Annotated in this window: 15 protein-coding genes; 5 read left to right on the forward strand and 10 right to left on the reverse strand. The window is 72.0% G+C overall.

Translation table 11 applies throughout. The features are described from left to right. Positions 1-286 precede the first annotated feature (286 nt). The gene (locus C6W10_RS00875) at positions 287-1,489 is read right to left on the reverse strand and encodes an MFS transporter (RefSeq protein ID WP_107255905.1); all 1,203 of its coding nucleotides are present in this window, start codon (positions 1,487-1,489) and stop codon (positions 287-289) included. Positions 1,490-1,646: 157 nt separating this feature from the next. Here C6W10_RS00875 and C6W10_RS00880 point away from each other — a divergent pair, with 157 nt between their 5' ends. Beyond that, positions 1,647-2,672: a serine/threonine protein phosphatase gene (locus C6W10_RS00880; protein WP_107263540.1), complete on the forward strand. Its 1,026-nt coding sequence runs from the start codon at positions 1,647-1,649 to the stop codon at positions 2,670-2,672. Positions 2,673-2,820: 148 nt separating this feature from the next. Here the strand turns inward: C6W10_RS00880 and C6W10_RS00885 are convergent, their stop codons facing one another. From C6W10_RS00885 to C6W10_RS00900, 4 genes are all read right to left on the reverse strand, one after another. Then, the gene (locus C6W10_RS00885; RefSeq protein ID WP_159104401.1) at positions 2,821-3,174 is read right to left on the reverse strand and encodes a hypothetical protein; all 354 of its coding nucleotides are present in this window, start codon (positions 3,172-3,174) and stop codon (positions 2,821-2,823) included. Between the two features lie 111 nt (positions 3,175-3,285). Then, positions 3,286-4,575, reverse strand: a complete 1,290-nt coding sequence (locus C6W10_RS00890; RefSeq protein ID WP_234361554.1) for an MFS transporter — start codon at positions 4,573-4,575, stop codon at positions 3,286-3,288. Between the two features lie 150 nt (positions 4,576-4,725). After that, complete coding sequence (locus C6W10_RS00895; RefSeq protein ID WP_107255907.1) at positions 4,726-5,592, reverse strand: NAD(P)-dependent oxidoreductase; 867 nt, start codon at positions 5,590-5,592, stop codon at positions 4,726-4,728. A 97-nt stretch (positions 5,593-5,689) separates the two neighbouring features. Continuing rightward, positions 5,690-6,823 carry an NAD(P)/FAD-dependent oxidoreductase gene (locus tag C6W10_RS00900; protein WP_234361555.1) on the reverse strand — a complete coding sequence of 378 codons (1,134 nt, stop codon included), beginning with the start codon at positions 6,821-6,823 and terminating at the stop codon, positions 5,690-5,692. A gap of 24 nt (positions 6,824-6,847) precedes the next feature. Here C6W10_RS00900 and C6W10_RS00905 point away from each other — a divergent pair, with 24 nt between their 5' ends. Beyond that, a complete protein-coding gene (locus C6W10_RS00905; RefSeq protein WP_234361556.1) occupies positions 6,848-7,573 on the forward strand; it encodes a TetR/AcrR family transcriptional regulator in 726 nt (241 codons plus the stop codon). 70 nt (positions 7,574-7,643) lie between these two features. Next, entirely contained in the window at positions 7,644-8,078 is a 435-nt protein-coding gene (locus tag C6W10_RS00910; protein WP_107255909.1) for a VOC family protein, read from the forward strand. A 77-nt stretch (positions 8,079-8,155) separates the two neighbouring features. Here the strand turns inward: C6W10_RS00910 and C6W10_RS00915 are convergent, their stop codons facing one another. Then, positions 8,156-8,860 (reverse strand): VOC family protein, encoded by a 705-nt coding sequence (locus C6W10_RS00915; RefSeq protein ID WP_107263543.1) that lies wholly within the window; start codon positions 8,858-8,860, stop codon positions 8,156-8,158. Between the two features lie 346 nt (positions 8,861-9,206). On the opposite strand from C6W10_RS00915, the gene C6W10_RS00920 reads away from it, so the two are divergent. After that, the gene (locus C6W10_RS00920) at positions 9,207-10,310 is read left to right on the forward strand and encodes a hypothetical protein (RefSeq protein ID WP_107255910.1); all 1,104 of its coding nucleotides are present in this window, start codon (positions 9,207-9,209) and stop codon (positions 10,308-10,310) included. A 25-nt stretch (positions 10,311-10,335) separates the two neighbouring features. Here C6W10_RS00920 and C6W10_RS00925 read toward each other — a convergent pair whose 3' ends face one another. Next, positions 10,336-12,780, reverse strand: a complete 2,445-nt coding sequence (locus C6W10_RS00925) for a DUF4132 domain-containing protein (protein WP_159104403.1) — start codon at positions 12,778-12,780, stop codon at positions 10,336-10,338. Between the two features lie 195 nt (positions 12,781-12,975). Further along, positions 12,976-13,767: an SDR family NAD(P)-dependent oxidoreductase gene (locus C6W10_RS00930; RefSeq protein ID WP_107263544.1), complete on the reverse strand. Its 792-nt coding sequence runs from the start codon at positions 13,765-13,767 to the stop codon at positions 12,976-12,978. Between the two features lie 68 nt (positions 13,768-13,835). Between C6W10_RS00930 and C6W10_RS00935 the strand changes: the two genes are divergently transcribed. Beyond that, entirely contained in the window at positions 13,836-14,516 is a 681-nt protein-coding gene (locus C6W10_RS00935; protein ID WP_107255912.1) for a TetR/AcrR family transcriptional regulator, read from the forward strand. Between the two features lie 179 nt (positions 14,517-14,695). Here C6W10_RS00935 and C6W10_RS00940 read toward each other — a convergent pair whose 3' ends face one another. Both C6W10_RS00940 and C6W10_RS00945 read right to left on the reverse strand, forming a co-directional pair. Beyond that, positions 14,696-15,214, reverse strand: a complete 519-nt coding sequence (locus C6W10_RS00940) for a TrmH family RNA methyltransferase (RefSeq protein WP_107255913.1) — start codon at positions 15,212-15,214, stop codon at positions 14,696-14,698. Between the two features lie 116 nt (positions 15,215-15,330). After that, on the reverse strand, positions 15,331-16,056 hold the full coding sequence (locus tag C6W10_RS00945) for a cyclopropane-fatty-acyl-phospholipid synthase family protein (protein WP_234361557.1): 726 nt from the start codon (positions 16,054-16,056) through the stop codon (positions 15,331-15,333). Positions 16,057-16,113: the final 57 nt, after the last annotated feature.

Here is a 16,113-nt window from a genome sequence, read left to right on the forward strand (position 1 = left end):
CCGCCGCAGGTCACCTCGCCTTGCTGGTACGTCCGTCGGTTCTCGGATCCGCGCGAGGGCAGCCGTCTGCCACCGCCACTGCCACCGTCGGGCCTCCGACGACTCCCCGGCGCCACCGCCCGCCTACCCGCACCCCCTGGCGTTATGCCTGCGCCGGCAGAGCCGGCAGCGGGGATCAGGCCGTCGTCAGGCCCTGGGACGGGACTCGGAGCGCATACGAGCAGAAGGGATGACCCGGCGCCCATCCCGAACGACACCACCGGACATCTCCGGGCCGACGGTCCAGCTAGCCGATCGGCGCCCTCCGGACCTCGGGGGTGCTGGCCAGCAGCAACGCCGACACGGCCGCGAAGGCGGCGGCACCGAGGAAGACCAGGCCCGGTGACCCGTGGGTCAGCGCCCACCCGAACGCCAGGCCGGCCACGATCGGCACCACGGTCTCCGCGACGGCGCCGATCCCGGTCAGCGCGCCCTGCACGACCCCCTGCTCGTCGGCCCGGACGTTGCGGGAGATCCACGACTGCGCGGCCGCGCCACCGACCGAGCCGAGCACCCCGACCGCCTGGAGGAGATAGAGCATCCAGGGGACGGAGACGAACGCCGTACCCAGCAGCGCCGCGACGCCGAGCAGGCTGCCGGCCACCGCCGCGCGCTTGTCACCGAGCCGGCGGACCACCGGGCCGACGGCGCGCGCCTGGAAGACCGCGCCGACGAGCGCGCCGGCCGCCATCACCACGCCGACGTGCGCGGTGCTCCAGGCGAACTGGTACGTCAGGAAGAACGTCCAGATCGACTGGTGGGTCATCCGGGCGACATCGGCGCAGAAGCGGGCGTACCCGAGCCGTCCGAGTACCGGCCGGCGCAGGACGACGGCGATGGCGTCCACCGGGTTCGCCATCCGCAGGCTCAGTGGGGTGGTCCGGTCGCCGGGCCGCGACTCCGGCAGGACGAACCAGCCGTAGGCGACGTTGCCGAAGGAGAGCGCGGCGGCGACGAAGAACGGCAGGCGTACGTCGACGGCACCGAGCAGGCCCCCGATGCTCGGTCCGGCGACGAAACCGAGCCCGAACGCGGCGCCGACCAAGCCGTAGGCGCGGGCCCGCGACTCGGGTTCCGTGACGTCCGCGATGTACGCGTTGACCACCGTCTTCGTTCCGGCGCAAGCGGCCGCGAGGGCGTGGAACACCAGGAGCGTCCAGGGGGTGGATGAGGTCGCGTGGGCCAGCCAGTCGACGCCGAGGCAGCCCAGCGACGCGAGCAGGACGGGCCGTCGGCCGTACCGGTCGGAGAGCCGCCCGAGCAGCGGCGAGACGGCGAACTGCAACAGGCCGTAGATCGAGCCGAGCAGGCCGGACCAGAGGACGGCCGAGGCGGCGTCCTCGGTCACGTCCGCCATCAGGGCCGGCAGGATCGGCACGATCAGGCCGAGCCCGAGCATGTCGAGGAAGACGGTGACGAGCAGGAAGGAGAGGGCGGGCGCCCGGCGCATTACGGCTCCTGAGTCTTGAGCGGGCAGGGCCCCCTCGCAACTCACGGTCCGCCGAAAGTACGGAGGATCAGACTATCTGGACTGTCAAGTCGTTATTTCCCTTGCGCTGCGGGCGTGGCCGCTGCCGCGGCCACCGCCCGCTGGCATGATGGGCGCGATGCTGGCCGTCCGAGGTTTCCACCACGATCGCGTCTCGGTCGCGCTCGCCGCCCGTCCCGACGCGGAACTCGCGGCGCTGCTCGACACCGCGCCCCTCGTCTCCGTGGGCGTGGGCGGCGGCGCCGTCATCCTCGACGTCGACGGCGTGCCGGTCTTCGTCAAGCGGATCCCGATCACCGACCGGGAGCTGGCCCGTCCGCACAGTACGGCGAACCTCTTCGACCTGCCGACCTACTGCCAGTACGGCATCGGCGGGCCCAGCCCCAACGTCTGGCGCGAGTTGGCCGCCAACCTGGTCGTCACCGAGGCGGTCCTGGCCGGCGAGGTCGAATCGTTTCCGCTGCTGTACCACTGGCGGGTGCTCCCCGGCCGCCCGCCGACCGCCGCCGAGCACCTCGACGTCGACGCGGTACTCGGCCGGGTCGGCGGCGCCGCGGCCGTGCGTACTCGGCTCGGGGAGTTGGCCGACGCGACCTCCAGCCTCGTACTGTTCCTCGAACACATCCCGCACCCGCTGCCCGGCTGGCTCAACGACGACCCAATCGGCAGAGCCGGGACGATCGAGCGGCAGCTCGCCGAGGTCACCGCGTTCCTGCGGGATCGCGAGCTGTTGCACATGGACGGCCACTTCGGCAACCTGCGTTCCGACGGCGAGCGGATCCACCTCGTCGACTTCGGGCTGGCGATCTCGCCGAGGTTCGACCTCTCCGACGCCGAACGCGACTTCGTCGCCCGGCACGCCGACCACGACGCCGGGTACGCGGCGATGACGCTGGTGAACTGGCTCGTCACCAGGGTCTGCGGGGTGCCGATGCCGGCCAGCGGCGGCCCCGTCGCCCGCAACGAGTACGTACGCCGATGCGCCGACGGTGACATCCCGCCGGACGTGCCCGCGAGCGTGGCCGGGATCCTCGCCCGACACGCTCCGGCAGCGGCACGCATGAACGACTTCTACTGGCAGTTGTTCGGCGGCGACGTACACGCCGAGTATCCCGGTCCGGAGGACGGGCCGGCAGCCCGGTAGCGCAGGAGTGCCGCCTCGCGGCAACTCCGCCTCCGCCGGCACCCGGGCGCACGGTAGGGCCCCTGTCGCTCCGCGCGCTGCGCCACGGTCGTCGCCGCGCTCGGTCGATCACCGCCGGGTGGGCGCGCAGGGCTGGTTGATCCGGCGACTACGGTTGGGCTCCCGGCCGTCCCGGCCAGGTCCCTCGGCGGACGAGGCGATCAAGGTGGTCGAGCAGCTTCGCCTCGCTGCGAACCAGCCGCTCGCGCTCGGGCGTGGGCAGTTCGGCGAGCAGGTCCGGTAGGCGTTCGTCGCGCGGTACGAAGACCATGCCCCCCGAGTACTCACGGCAGTTCGAGCACCATGCCAGCCCGACACAGCGCTCGTAGAAGCGGTCGGTGGGCGGGTAGCAGCGGTACCGGTAGGAGTAGATCTGGCCGGAGCACGGAGCGACGTCCCCGCGAGCAGCGCCGTGAATCGGGCTGACCTTCGACCACGCCCACCCGGCGGCTCTCTTCGCCATGACCTCGATCTTCCCCGCCACGCCCCCAGGCCGCCATCCGGCGGTGCCACGATCCGTCGCCGGGGCGGTACCACGGAACGGGAAGCGGACGCGCGGACCGCGTACGAGCGGTCATCGCGGGTCCGGATCCGGCGCGAATCGGGCACCATGCCCGGATGTCGCGCGGTTGCCGAAGGTTTCCGGAGGGCTGTTCGGGGGAACGGCGGCCCGGATCACGAGCGGACCGCGACGTCCCAGCGCCCACACCGTGAGCGCGCAGCAACAGAGCGCCGCCCCCGCGATCGTGACCGCTCTCCAGCCGCCCACGGACCAGAGCGCTGCCGCGGTGGCGGAGCCGACCGCACCACCGACGAAGTTGCCGGTGCCCAGCGCCGTGTTGAGCCGGCTGCGGGCCTCGTGGGAGAGGGCGAACAGCCGCGCTCGGTTGAGGAGGGCCTGCCCCTGGAGGGCGATATCGATCACGATGATCACGATGACGACGAGTACGACGGATCGGCCGGCGAACGCCGCGCAGACGAAGGCGCCGAGGGCCAGTACCCATGCCGCGCCGGTGGCCGGAAGCGACCAACCACGGTCGTGCAGCCGACCGGCATGCTGGACGACGAGGACACCGGCGAGGCCGGCGAGACCGAACAACCCGATCACCTGCACCGGGTACCGGAACGGCGGACCGCTGAGCAGGAACGTCAGCCCCGTCCAGAACAGCGAGAAGACGGCGAACCCGGTGGCCGCGAGGACCAGCGTCCATCGGGCCGCCCGCTCGCGCATGACCACCGCGCCGACCGACGCGATCAGCGCCGGGTACGACATGCGCGTCCGGGGTGCCATTGGTGGGATCGCCCGGTACAGCAGGACCGCGAGCAGGACGGCGGCGACCGCGGCGAGGGCGAAGATCGTACGCCATCCGGCGGTGCCGGCGACGAACCCGCTGATGGTGCGGGAGGCCAGGATGCCGGTAAGGGTTCCGGACCCGACGGCACCGACGACCCGGCCGCGTTCGGCGTCCCCGGCAAGGCCCCCGGCGAGCGGTGTGAGGACCTGCCCGGAGATCGTCGTCACGCCGAGCACGCCTAGTGCGAGGAGGAGCAGCCCGATCGACGGTGCCAGCGCGCACAGCAGCAGCGCGGCGGCCGACATCAGCAGCATCATCGGGACGAACCGGCGGCGGTCGACGACGTCACCGAGCGGCACCAGCAGCAGCACGCCGACGGCGTACCCGATCTGGGTGGCGGTGACGAGCCAGCCGGCGCTCGTGGTGGTGGCACCGAGATCGCCTGCGATGAAGTCGAGCAGCGGCTGCGCCCAGTAGAGGTTGGCGATGGCCGCTCCCGCCGCGACCGCGAGCAGGAACGTCAGCCGGCGACTCATCGCCGCCGGCGGTACCGCCCGGGGTGCTGCCACCCTGCCACGCTAAGGCGCGGGATCAACGCGTCGACCCGGCGGCACGACAGCCTTACCGATGGGCAATCTGACCGATAGGCAAACTGACCGGTGGGCAAAGCCAGCCCTTGCCGGCGGGAATCGCCGGAGCGGGTGTGGATCGCCCGTACGCTACTCGACGGTCGCGGTCAGACCCTCGCCACCGCGACCGGCGGCGATGAGCGCTTCGATCCTCGCCACCACCTCCGGCAGTCCGCCGTCGCCGAGACGTCGACCGGCCCGCAGCTCGATGAGGTGCCGGAGGACCGTCAGATGTTCGGTGAGATCTGCCGGGCCGGCAGGGTAGCTGCGCTGCTGCATCTCCGAGACGGTGGCGGAAACCGCCGCGACCACGTGGCCGAGCTGGGTACTCGCGGTGCGGGAGAACTCCACCAGGTCGACACCTGCCGCGCGTGCCGTTTCGAGCGCCCGCAGCAGCCCGAGCTGGGCGTCGTACCACACTCCGAAGAGGGCGAGGTCCCAGACCGCTGCCGCCTCCGGCGCCGTACCGACGAACCGTGGCTGGCTCAGCAGTTCGAGAGTCGTCCGGTGCTGCTCGAACGCCTGCGGCGCTCCGCTGTAGAGGATGGTCGCGGCATCGGTGCCGATCATCTCTGGCGAGGCTTGGATCCCCGCGTCGAGGTACTGCGCGCCGAGGCTGGCGACCCGCTGGGCGGCCAGCCGGGCTTCGCTGGGGGTACCCGTGTACATCCCGACGATCGTCCGCCCCGACAGGTCCGGGTCGAGCTGGGCAAGGCACTGCTCCGCCGCTGCGTGGTCCTTGACGGTCAGCAGGACCAGGGTGCTCGACGACACCGCCTCCCGGACGGACCGCGCTGGCAGTGCCCCCGCGTCCACCAGTTCCCTGGCGCGACTTTCGGTCCGGTTCCAGACCGTGACGTCGCGCCCGCCTGCCAGTAGTCGATGCGCCACCGCACGACCGATGGCCCCCGTGCCGACGATCGCGACTCCGGGTGTCGGCCTGTCGAATCCCGCCATCACACGATCGTCGAACCTCAACCTCACTTGATGTCAATGGGCGCGGCACCGCAACGCACCGTCGTGCCGTCGATCGGGGACCCCGCGCGGTCCCTCGTCATCGATCCGCGGGTGCCGGCTCGGCGGATTGTGGCGCGAAGAACCGGACGATGTCGTCGGCCGCGGTTGGCGACAGCATCATCGCCTGGACCCGCGCGGACATCTCCGCGATCGGGTGAATCCTGCGGAACATCGCCGCTTCGTAGGTCCGGATCGCCGAGTCCGGGTCGGCGGGGTTGGCGGCGAGTCCCGCAGCGAGTTCGGCGGCGTCGAGCATCGCCTGATTGGCCCCCTCGCCGACCGGCGGCATGAGGTGCGCGGCGTCACCGATGAGGGTGATTCCCGGCTGGTTGGCCCATCGGGTACCGATCGGCATCGCTTCGATCCGGCGAGGTGTCGGCGCGCCGTCGCCGGCTTCGATGAGTGCGGTGAGGCTCGGGTCCCAGCCTGCGAAGATGTCCAGCAGGGCCCGCTTGCTGCGATATGTGTCCAGGTCGACCTCTTCCGCGCGCAGGGAGACCCCGACGCGGATGGTGCCATCGCCGAGGTGTTGCGCGGCGAGGATCTGATTCACGCCGACGCACCACAGGTTTCCGGGGCCGACCAGCTCGGCGAGCTCCGGGTGACGCCGGTCGGCGTCGTCGATGCTCAGCTCCACCAGGGTGGCCACGTAGGACAGTCCCGCGTCGGTCAGCAGCGACCGGACGACCGAGCGTGCGCCGTCCGCGCCGACGAGGATGTCGCAGTCGGCTCTCTGGCCGCCGTCGAAGGTCAACCCGAAGCCCCCGTCGGGCCGTCGCGTCGCCGCGACGAGCCGGTGCTGCCAGGCAACCGCGTCGGCCGGGAGCGAGTCGAGCAGAAGATCACGCAGTCTTCGCCGATCGATCTCAGGACGTCCGGAGAACGAACCGGGTTGTGGCTTGTGGTGCACGAGGGTGCGTCCGGCCGGGTCGAGGATGCGATGCTCCTCGCCCTCCGGCCGCGCCTCTGAGCGGAACCGGTCGGTGAGACCCGCCTCGGTCAGGGCCTGTTGCCCGGACTCCGGGTGCAGGTCGAGCATTCCGCCCTGGGATCGCGCGGATCGGCCTGCCTCGCGTTCGTACACCACCGCGTCGATGCCGTGCCGGTGGAGGATTCGGGCCAGCGTCAGGCCGCCGAGGCCACCACCGGCGATCGCGATTCGCATCGTCATCTCCCTTACCGTACGCTGTACCTCATGGATACGCCGTACGGTAACCTACCGCTGCCCGTCTGGGAACGGCCCGAGCCCCAACCGAGGGCGGCGCCCGTGCCGCTGAGCCGGGCAAAGATCGCCGCCACCGCGATCCGGCTCGCCGACGCACACGGCCTCGACGGCTTGTCGGTACGCAAGATCGCCAAAGAACTCGGCGTCGGCCCGATGCGGCTCTACGACTACGTGACCAACAGATCCGAGCTGCTCGACCTGATGGTCGACGCCGTCTATGCCCAGATCGCCGAGGCCGGCCAGCACTCCGAGTGGCGCGCAACGCTACTCGCCATCGCTCACCGGACCCGCGAAGCCGCCCTCGATCATGAGTGGTTCGCCGACCTGCTCGGCGGACGGCCACACATGGGACCACACGCGCTCGCGGTAGGCGAATCGACCGCGGCGGCGCTCAGCCAGGCCCCCGGCGTACGCGACATCGACGACCTTCAACGGGCCCTGGGCGCGCTCAACGCCTTCATCGTCGGAGCGCTCCGCAGAGAGGTCACCGAGCGACGCACCGCCCGCTCCACCGGCACCGACGTCACCGCCTGGCAGGCCGCACTCGGGCCCTACCTGACACGCATGCTCGGAACGGGCCGCTACCCCACCGTCGAGCGGCTCGTCGTCGACGGCGCCCACCTCGACGCCGAGGAAACCTTCCACCACAACCTGGTCACCGTCCTGGACGGCATCACCAACCATCCCCACCCGTGACCTCCGCTCTCCCGCTGGCCCCCACAGGGTCTCTGGGGACGACCGAAGACCCCGCCTCTATGCTGGCCCGATGGCGTCGGTCAAGCAGGTCCAGGTCACCTTCGACTGCGCAGAACCCGAGCGTGTCGCCCGGTTCTGGTGCGAGGTGTTGGGGTACGTCGTACCGCCGCCCCCGGAGGGGTTCGCTACCTGGGATGACTTCAACCGGTCGCTGCCGCCCGAGCGTCAGGGTTCGGCCTTCGCCTGCGTCGACCCGTCGGGTGTGGGCCCGCGCCTGTACTTCCAGCGCGTCCCGGAAGGCAAGATCGTCAAGAATCGGGTGCATCTCGACGTGCGGGTCGGTACCGGACTCGTCGGCGCGGAGCGGCTGGCCGTACTTGAGGCCGAATGCGCGCGGCTGGTCGCGCTCGGCGCGGTACGTGTGCGACTACTGCCCGCCGATGACGACAACGAATCGTGCCTCGTGATGCAGGACGTCGAGGGCAACGAGTTCTGCCTCGACTGAGTGGGCGAGTGGGCCGCGCATGAGGATGCGCGGCAGCGGACGGTGATGATCTTCTCGGCGAACAGACGGCTCTGTGGTCAGGTGGCCGTCACGCAGAACTCGTTGCCGTCCGGGTCGGCCAGCACGACGGCGCCGTCCGCGCCGCTCTCCAACCGAGTGGCCCCGAGAGAGACCAATCGATCGACCTCCGACTGCTGGTCGCCGTCGGCCGGGGTAAGGACGAAGCGCTGCCGATTCCGCCCCTTTATCGGGGCCACCGGCGGCCCTCCCCACGCGACCTTGGTGCCGCCGTGCGGGGACTGGATCGCGGTCTCCTGGTCCTGGTCCCAGACCAGCGGCCAGCCCAGCGCCTCGCTCCAGAAGAGGCCGACCTCGCGGGTCCCGTCGCAGGCCAGCTCACCGAGAAAGCCGCACCCGGCGAGGAACGCGTTGTCCGGTTCGATCACGCAGAACTCGTTGCCTTCGGGGTCGGCGAGGACTATGTGCCCCTCCTCGGGTCGCTGCCCGACGTCGAGGTGGCCGGCACCGAGCTGCAACGCTCTCGCCACCGTGTGCTGCTGATCGTCCTGGCTGACGCTGGTCAGGTGGAGGTGCACGCGGTTCAGCCCCACCTTCTCCGCCCGGCTCGGGACGAACCGGAGACCAAGCTGCCCGTCCGGGCCGGGTAGCCCCACGCCGTCGGCGTCCTTCACGATCTCGCGGCCGAGCATGTCGGCCCAGAACTGCGCCAGCCGAGCCGGGTCGTGCGCATCGAACGTGATCGTCAGCAGTCCGGGAAGCATCACCGCACGGTAGACACGGGCCAGCACGACGACAAGCGGATTTGCGGAGGCGTGTCGCGTGCCTCGGTACCACGATGCGGCGCGCCATCGACATCACCACCAGGCAACCGAAGTGACCCCGGGGCAACAGCAACCGGCACGCACCACCGCCCCTCCCGCCGCGTTCCGGATCCGGCGCGCATCACCGCCCCCTCCGTCGCCTTCCGGATACCGCTGCATATTCCGGCTACGCCCGCAGATGGGATTAGGCGCTGCCGCGCCGCGACTGCCGGGGAACCGACAGCGGACGGACGGCCCGAATCGCACACTCCGGAGCACACATCGAACCATCCCGATTGGAGGCCAGATGCGACTCCGTCCCCGCATCCTCGGCACTGCCCTGGTCGCCGCGCTGGCGGCCACCGTCCTCGGCCCGCCCGCGCCGGGCCGAGCCGCTGCCGCCGACCGGTTCGGCTTCGCCTACGTCGACACTCCGGGCCTGCCGGCCACCTGGACGGTGCTCGACCCGACCCGGCAGTGGGGTAGCTGGAAGACGGCCTTCCCCGGGCTCTTCGCCGAGGGGATGCGGCAGGCGCCCGGCCGCTACCTGATCAGGTTTCCGCAGATCGGCGCCGGCTCACGCGGCAACGTACACGTCACGCCGGTGAACCGGACCGGGCACTACTGCGAGATCGTCCGCTGGGGACAGTCGGGGGCGGACGAGATCGTCGACGTGCAGTGCCACAAGCCGGGCGGGGAACGGGACGACACCCGGTTCACGGTGCTCTGGACGTACAGCTCGGGGTTGGTGCCGACGGTCGAGGGCAGTCACGCCTGGCTCCAGTGGGGACCGGCGGCGATCGTGCAGGCGTACAACTCGGCCGGCGGCGGGGTCGGCGTCGTACCGGGTGGGGTCGGGTTCTACCAGGTCCGGCTGGGCGGGGTGGGGGTGGCGGGCACGCTCGCCGGCGACCTCCAGGTGACGGCGGTGCAACCGAACGCGGGGCCGCGCCGCTGCAAGGTCGCGCGCTGGGGCGCCAGCGGCCTCGACATCATCGGGTACGTCAGCTGCTTCGACCAGACCGGCGCGCCGGTGAACAGCGAGTTCACCCTGTCGTACCACCGTGAGCGGGCCGTCTACGGCTCGTTCGGGCCGCCGAAGTACACCGGCTACTTCTTCTCCGCCGGTGCGGGCCAGACCAACTGGAACCACCCGGCCGGCGGGTTCGGGTTCAACTCGTCCGCCCCGCTCGCCCCGGCCGGCCGTTACCTGGTGACCTATCCGTTCCTGACCGAGAAGGAGACGCACGCCCAGGTGACCGGTTACGGCTCCGGCGCCAACTACTGTCACCTGACCCAACCCTGGAAGCTCTCCGCCGCCCCGGCCGCCGAGGTCGACACGCTCTGCTTCGACAACACCGGCAGCCCGGCACCGCACGACTTCCTCGGCACCTTCACCTCCCGCGAGTAGCGCCCGCCGGGCGACGTCCGGATCGTCACCGGGGGCGCAGCTGCGCCAGGATCGACGGGTCGGTGATCCGGGCGTCGTCGGCGAGCAGGAACGCCTTGCTGAGGATCAGCCCGAGGCGGTCCTCCTCGAAGGGCAGGAAGAGGTCACCGGACGTCTTCCTGCGCTCCGGCACGATGCAGAGGTAGGAGTCGTCCGGCTCCATCAGGATGTTCGCGCTGCCCAGATGGATCTTGTATGTCCGCAGTTCGCCCCGGACCACGAGATAGCGGTCGGTGAGTGTGCACCGGTCGGCGATCCGCGTCCGGGGCAGGATCCCGGCCAGCGCCTCGCGGCGGATCCGGGCGCTGCTGCCCAGTTCCCGCCTGCTCTCGTGCCGCCAGTAGTCGAGGTACCGCGTGTGCCCGTCCGTCCAGTACGGGTCGGCGGCGATCGAGGCGACCGCGACGAAGAGGTCCACGTCGCGCATCGCCTCGCTGAACAGCTCCGCCGGCACCTCGGTCAGCGGGCTCGACCGCCAGGCACCCGCGCTCGTCCGCTCGAACCACACCCGGCCGGTACCGGCACACTCCACCCCCTCCTCGCCGAGGTAGTCGGTGTGCAGCCCGACCCGCCACGTTCCGCCGGCCAGCACCCGGTACGCCTGCGCGCTGTCCCCGCCGTCCCACGGTCCGAGCATCCCGATCGTCCAGCCCCGCCCCTTCAGCAGCGCGTAGAGCTGCCGGTAGTGCACGATGTGCGCCGCGAAACGCAGCGAGTGGTCAGCGGTCTCCTCCTCGGCCGGAGTCAGCAGGTACACCTCGCGGAACGCCTGCCGCAGCGGCTGCCGCAACCGTCGCGCGGTCATCAGCTCCCGCCAGGCCCGGACCTCCTCGACCCCGGCCCGGACCGGATGCCACAACCGGATCGGCGCGTCCGGATCGGGCGGAGGCAGCGGCGCGCCCGCGACGTCCCGGAACAGCCCGCCGGACCCGTCCGGATCCCCCGTCCGCCAGTCGTCGTCCGGCAGCCCGGCCCGCCACCGCCCGGACGCGTCCGGAAACTCCCAGATCAGCCGCTTGGCCACCGACCAGCCGAGCCCGTTGCCCGCCAACCCCTCCCGCCACTGCCGGTACGGCTGCGCCGAGGCCGCCGGCAGCCCCGCCTCCAGGATCCGGGCCAACGCCGTGAGCTGCTCCCTGGCCTGCTTGACCCGGGCACGCAGCTCCTTGAGCCGCTCCGGATGGTCACGTCGGACCGACGCCGGCACGGTCGCCGAGAGCGTGCCGTCGGCGCGACGCCAGCGCAGCAGCACCTCCTCCGACGCGGTCAGCACGGCCTGGTGGTCACCGACCGGGACGACACATCCGCCGTCGGCATCGAAGCCGAGGTCGGGCAGGCGCAGCACGGCATCGGATCGCTCCGCGAGCCCGCGCTCGACCCGCTTGAGCATCCGGTCGAGCTGCTTCGGCACGCCCCGGTGCCGGACCACTCCGCGGGCGGCGATCAGCGCCGCCAGCGCCTCCGGGGTGGGGAAGTCGCCGGCGGCCCGGGCCACCTCGTAGAGCAGCGCCTGCGACGGCAGGGTGTTGGCGCTGGTCGGGGCGACCGCGACGCCGAGCAGCAACGGGCGGAGCAGTTCCGGCAGCCACGGCTCGTCGCGGAGCAGCGCGATCCGGACGGCCCGGCCGAGCGTCTCGACCTCGTCCCTGCCGAACGCCCGATCGGCCGCGTACGGCAGCTCGCCGGCCTGGATCGCCGCCACCCGGGCGTACGCGGCGCCGAGCGCCCGCCGGGCGAAGGCGGCGTACTCGTCGATGGCGGCGAGTCGCTGCCACGCGTCGGGAAGCTGCGGCGGGCAGAGGTAGGACTGGTTCGGCCCGACCTCGGCGACCAGGAGTTGGGCGGTCGTCCCGAGCTTCGCCAGCAGCTCGAACTCGTCGCGGGCGAACGAGTGGCGCGACCAGGCGAAGAGTGTGGAGAGCACCGGCCGGGTGAGCCCACCGGCCAGCCCGGCGAGCGCGGCGACCGCGTAGGGCTCGGCGACCCGGCCGTACCCGAGCACGCCCCGGGCGATGGCACCGGCGGAGCGCCTCGCGGACTCCGGCCACGGGCCGTCGCAGCGGAGCAGGGCAGCGGTGGCGAGCCTCGGATCGGCGGCGTACGGCTCGGCTGCGGCCCGTTCCCCGAGCGTCGCCAGCAGTGCCGCGCACGACTCCGGAGTGAACGTCGGCTGCCGCTTCCGAAGCGCCTCCTCCACCGCCCAGCGCACCGCCCAGCCGGGATGCTGGACCCCGTTCACCGGGCCCGGCAGGTTGCGGGCGGCCACCACCAGTACCCCGAACTCCCGGTCGCCGACCCGGGCCAGCTCCGCCGGCTGCTGCCGGGCGGCCTGCCCCGCCTCCCGGTCGGGGTCGGTCATCCGGCGCAGCAACCCGGCCGCGTGCGGCGACAGCGGCACCGACATCACCGTCTCGTGCTCCACAGTGGACATCAGGCACCGGCCCGCGACACGACTCGCAGCATCATGGCGCCGCAGTCTAGGGCGGACCTCCGACCGTTATGGGTCCGCGCCGCTACCGGCCCTCCCCGCTACCTGCCCCGCTACGGATTCCACCCCACCACGGATTCTGCCGAGCTACGAGTTCTGCCCCCGCTACGGTCCCGCCCCGCTACGGGGTCTGCCGGGCTATGAGTTCCCGCCGGCGGCCGCGCTCAGGGCGCGCGGTCCGAGGAACAGGCCGCCACTGGCGTCGACGACCTGGCCGGTGATCCAGCGCGCGGCGTCGGAGGCGAGGAACGCGACCACCTCGGCGACGTCGTCGGCCCCGCCCAGCCGGTCGAGCGCCGTCATCCCGGCGACGAGTTCGGTCAGACCCGGCGCCTCGAAGGCCGACCCGTTGGTCGCCGTCCGGGTGGCGCCCGGGGCGACCGCGTTGACCGTGATCCCTCGGGTCCCGAGCTGGTTGGCCAGGGTCATGCTCATCGTCTCGACCGCGCCCTTCGTCATGGCGAAGGAGGTCTGGGTGGGGTTGGCCATCCGGGTCGCCACGGACGAGATCGTGATGATGCGGCCACCGTCGGGCAGCAGCGGCAGTGCGCGCTGGACGATGAAGTACGGCGCCCGCACGTTCACCGCGAAGAGGTGGTCGAACCCGGTCCGCGTCGTGACCCCGAGCGGACCTGCGGGCGGAGCCGCCGCGTTGTTGACCAGGATGTCGAGCGGCCGGCCGGCCAGGCCGGCTTCGACCCCTGCGAAGAGCGTCTCGACGTCGTCGTCGACGCCCAGCTCCGCGCGGACGGCGAGGGCGGTTCCACCGGTACGTCCGATCTCGTCGACGGTCGCCGCCGCGCCCTCCCGGTCCGTGCCGAAGTGCACGACGACCATGGCACCCCTGGCCGCCAGCCGGAGGGCGATGGCTCGTCCGATGCCGCGCGACGCCCCGGTCACCAGGGCGGTCCTACCGGTCAGGTCATTCATGGCGAGCACCCTCCAATGTTAGTTACTACCGAACTGTTAGTGACTACCAGTGCGGTAGTGTCTACCACATGCCCGACGAGTCCTCAACGCCGCGAGCGCACTCCTCGCCGCGAGCGCACTCCTCAAGGCTGCGAGCGCAGCGGCGAGCGGAAACGCAGCGGACCATCCAGGCGCACGCGGTACGGCTGTTCACCGAGCGCGGGTACGACGCCACCACCGTCGCCGACGTCGCCGAAGCCGCCGGCGTCTCCGCGATGACCGTGTACCGGCACTTCCCCACCAAGGAGGACCTGGTCCTGGTCGACCAGTACGGCCAGCTCATCGCCGAACGGATCGTGGCGTCTCCCGCCGCGCAGCCGCTGGCTCGCCGCATCGGCAGCGCGCTGATCGACGCGGCGACGTCGTTGACGGCCGGCCGCCACGGAGACGACCTGAGCGGGAACGAGCAGTTCCTGCTCGCCCGCCTCCAGCTGATGACCTCGACGCCGGCCTTGCGGGCCAGGCACCTGGACAACCAGTACGCCCTCCAGCAGGCCATCGTCGACGCGCTCACGGACCCCGCCGCCGACCCGGAGACGGCGTTCCACACCCAGGCAGCGGCCAGCGCCTGTCTCGCCGCCATGCACACCGCGCTGGTGCGCTGGGCGAAGGACGACGGCCGGAGCCAGCTACCCGACCTGATCGCCAAAGCGCTCGCCGCCGCCTTCGGCGACGACGTCGTCGACCCCCGGTCCGGAGGCCGGCGATAACGGACGCCCGAGAGAGCGGGAAACCTGAGAGAGCGGGAAACCCGGAGAGCGGACGCCCGGACGAGCGGACGCCCAAAGAGTGGACGCCCAAAGAGTGGACGCCCAAAGAGTGGACGCCGCTGGTGGCCGGTGGCAGCGGCCCGGCGGAGATCGCGTCCGGCCGGGCCGCCGGCCGACGGTCAGACCAGGCCGGCGAGCTTGTAGAGGACCAGCGAGCCGGCCACCGCGACGTTCAGGCTCAGCCCGGTGCCGACCATCGGGATCTCGACCGCCGCGTCGAGGCTGTCCAGCACCTCCGGCGGGATACCCCTCGACTCGTGCCCGAGCACCACGACGGTACGGCGCCGGGCAACCGGCAGGTCGGCGAGCCGGACCGCCTCGTCGGTCAACTCGACGCCGAGCACCCGGGAACCCGCCGCGCGCTCCGCCGCCAGCCAGCGCACGGGATCGCCGACCCGGTGTACGCAACTCGGCCGGCGCAGCGTGTTCCCGCGCGCCAGCGCCTCGTCGACCCACCGCCACGGCGGTACGGCCAGACAGGCGCCGACCGCGTCGCAGGTACGCAGCAGCGTGCCGAGGTTGGCGTGGTGCATCGGCCACAGGGGTGCCGCGACGAGGTGCCCCCAGCAGCGGTGTGCCCGGCGACGGCGGGCGGCGGCCAGTTCACGGCGGGGACGGACCCGGATCGCCGGACTCATCGGCGGACGGCGGCTCCGCCGCAGAAGATGTCGATCATTCGAGGTGTGCTTCTCGGCGCACACGGGCCATCGACGGGAAACCGTTCGCCCCAGTGTAGCGGTCGGACCTGCCGCGGTCACCGGCCGAGCACGAAGTACCCGAGTCCCAACAGTCCACGATAGACACCGACGTACTCCCGCAGCCGGGCGTCGAGCTCGTCGCGTACGCCAGCGGCCCGGGGATCGTCCGGGTACGCCCGCAGCCACTCCTCGCGGCCGGCCCGCCAGGTGCTCTCGAAGTCGTCCCACTCCCGCTGGTCCGTGGTGGAGAGGTGCAGTACCCGCCAACCGGCACCCCGGATCAGCTCCACCAGATTGGGCAGGCTGAGCACGTCGGCGCCGAAGATCTCGACCGCTTCCGGCGAGGGCGCCCGTTCCCAGAAGCCGTCGCCGAAGAGCAGCCGGCCACCGGGTCGGACCAGGTCGGCGAGGGCGGCCAGCGCGGCGGCCGTCCCGCCGAAGGCGTGTGCCGAGCCGAGGCAGAGCACCCGGTCGGCCGGTCGGCGCCAGGTGGCGGCCGGCTGAGCTACGAAGTCGACCTGCGCAAGCCCCCGCTCCCGCGCCGCCCGGCGGCCCCGCTCCAGGGCGGCTGCGTCGGTGTCCACGCCGGTGCCGAGCGCCGCCTCGCCGCCGGCCACGGCCCGCAGCAGCAGTTCGCCCCAGCCGCAGCCGAGGTCGAGCGCGGACCCGCCGGCCGGGACGTCGAGCCGGCTCAGCAACAGCTCGGCGTGCTCCTCCGACAGCGGCGTGTTCCAGCGCATCCGGGCGTAGCGGACGCTGGCGGGATCATCGGCGGGAGGCACCCGCCGAGTGTGCCAGCCGATGATCGTCACCGCACCCGGATTGCCGCTGCGGTCCGG

Origin of the sequence: Plantactinospora sp. BB1, from assembly GCF_003030385.1 — a bacterium.
Lineage (GTDB): Bacteria > Actinomycetota > Actinomycetes > Mycobacteriales > Micromonosporaceae > Plantactinospora.

Excerpts from the sequence above, each read along its gene's own strand:
- C6W10_RS00875 (WP_107255905.1), bottom strand. The coding sequence starts at position 1,489 with ATGCGCCGGGCGCCCGCCCTCTCCTTCCTGCTCGTCACCGTCTTCCTC.
- C6W10_RS00880 (WP_107263540.1), top strand. The coding sequence starts at position 1,647 with ATGCTGGCCGTCCGAGGTTTCCACCACGATCGCGTCTCGGTCGCGCTC.
- C6W10_RS00885 (WP_159104401.1), bottom strand. The coding sequence starts at position 3,174 with ATGGCGAAGAGAGCCGCCGGGTGGGCGTGGTCGAAGGTCAGCCCGATT.
- C6W10_RS00895 (WP_107255907.1), bottom strand. The coding sequence starts at position 5,592 with ATGGCGGGATTCGACAGGCCGACACCCGGAGTCGCGATCGTCGGCACG.
- C6W10_RS00900 (WP_234361555.1), bottom strand. The coding sequence starts at position 6,823 with ATGACGATGCGAATCGCGATCGCCGGTGGTGGCCTCGGCGGCCTGACG.
- C6W10_RS00905 (WP_234361556.1), top strand. The coding sequence starts at position 6,848 with ATGGATACGCCGTACGGTAACCTACCGCTGCCCGTCTGGGAACGGCCC.
- C6W10_RS00910 (WP_107255909.1), top strand. The coding sequence starts at position 7,644 with ATGGCGTCGGTCAAGCAGGTCCAGGTCACCTTCGACTGCGCAGAACCC.
- C6W10_RS00915 (WP_107263543.1), bottom strand. The coding sequence starts at position 8,860 with ATGCTTCCCGGACTGCTGACGATCACGTTCGATGCGCACGACCCGGCT.
- C6W10_RS00920 (WP_107255910.1), top strand. The coding sequence starts at position 9,207 with ATGCGACTCCGTCCCCGCATCCTCGGCACTGCCCTGGTCGCCGCGCTG.
- C6W10_RS00925 (WP_159104403.1), bottom strand. The coding sequence starts at position 12,780 with ATGTCCACTGTGGAGCACGAGACGGTGATGTCGGTGCCGCTGTCGCCG.
- C6W10_RS00930 (WP_107263544.1), bottom strand. The coding sequence starts at position 13,767 with ATGAATGACCTGACCGGTAGGACCGCCCTGGTGACCGGGGCGTCGCGC.
- C6W10_RS00935 (WP_107255912.1), top strand. The coding sequence starts at position 13,836 with ATGCCCGACGAGTCCTCAACGCCGCGAGCGCACTCCTCGCCGCGAGCG.
- C6W10_RS00940 (WP_107255913.1), bottom strand. The coding sequence starts at position 15,214 with ATGAGTCCGGCGATCCGGGTCCGTCCCCGCCGTGAACTGGCCGCCGCC.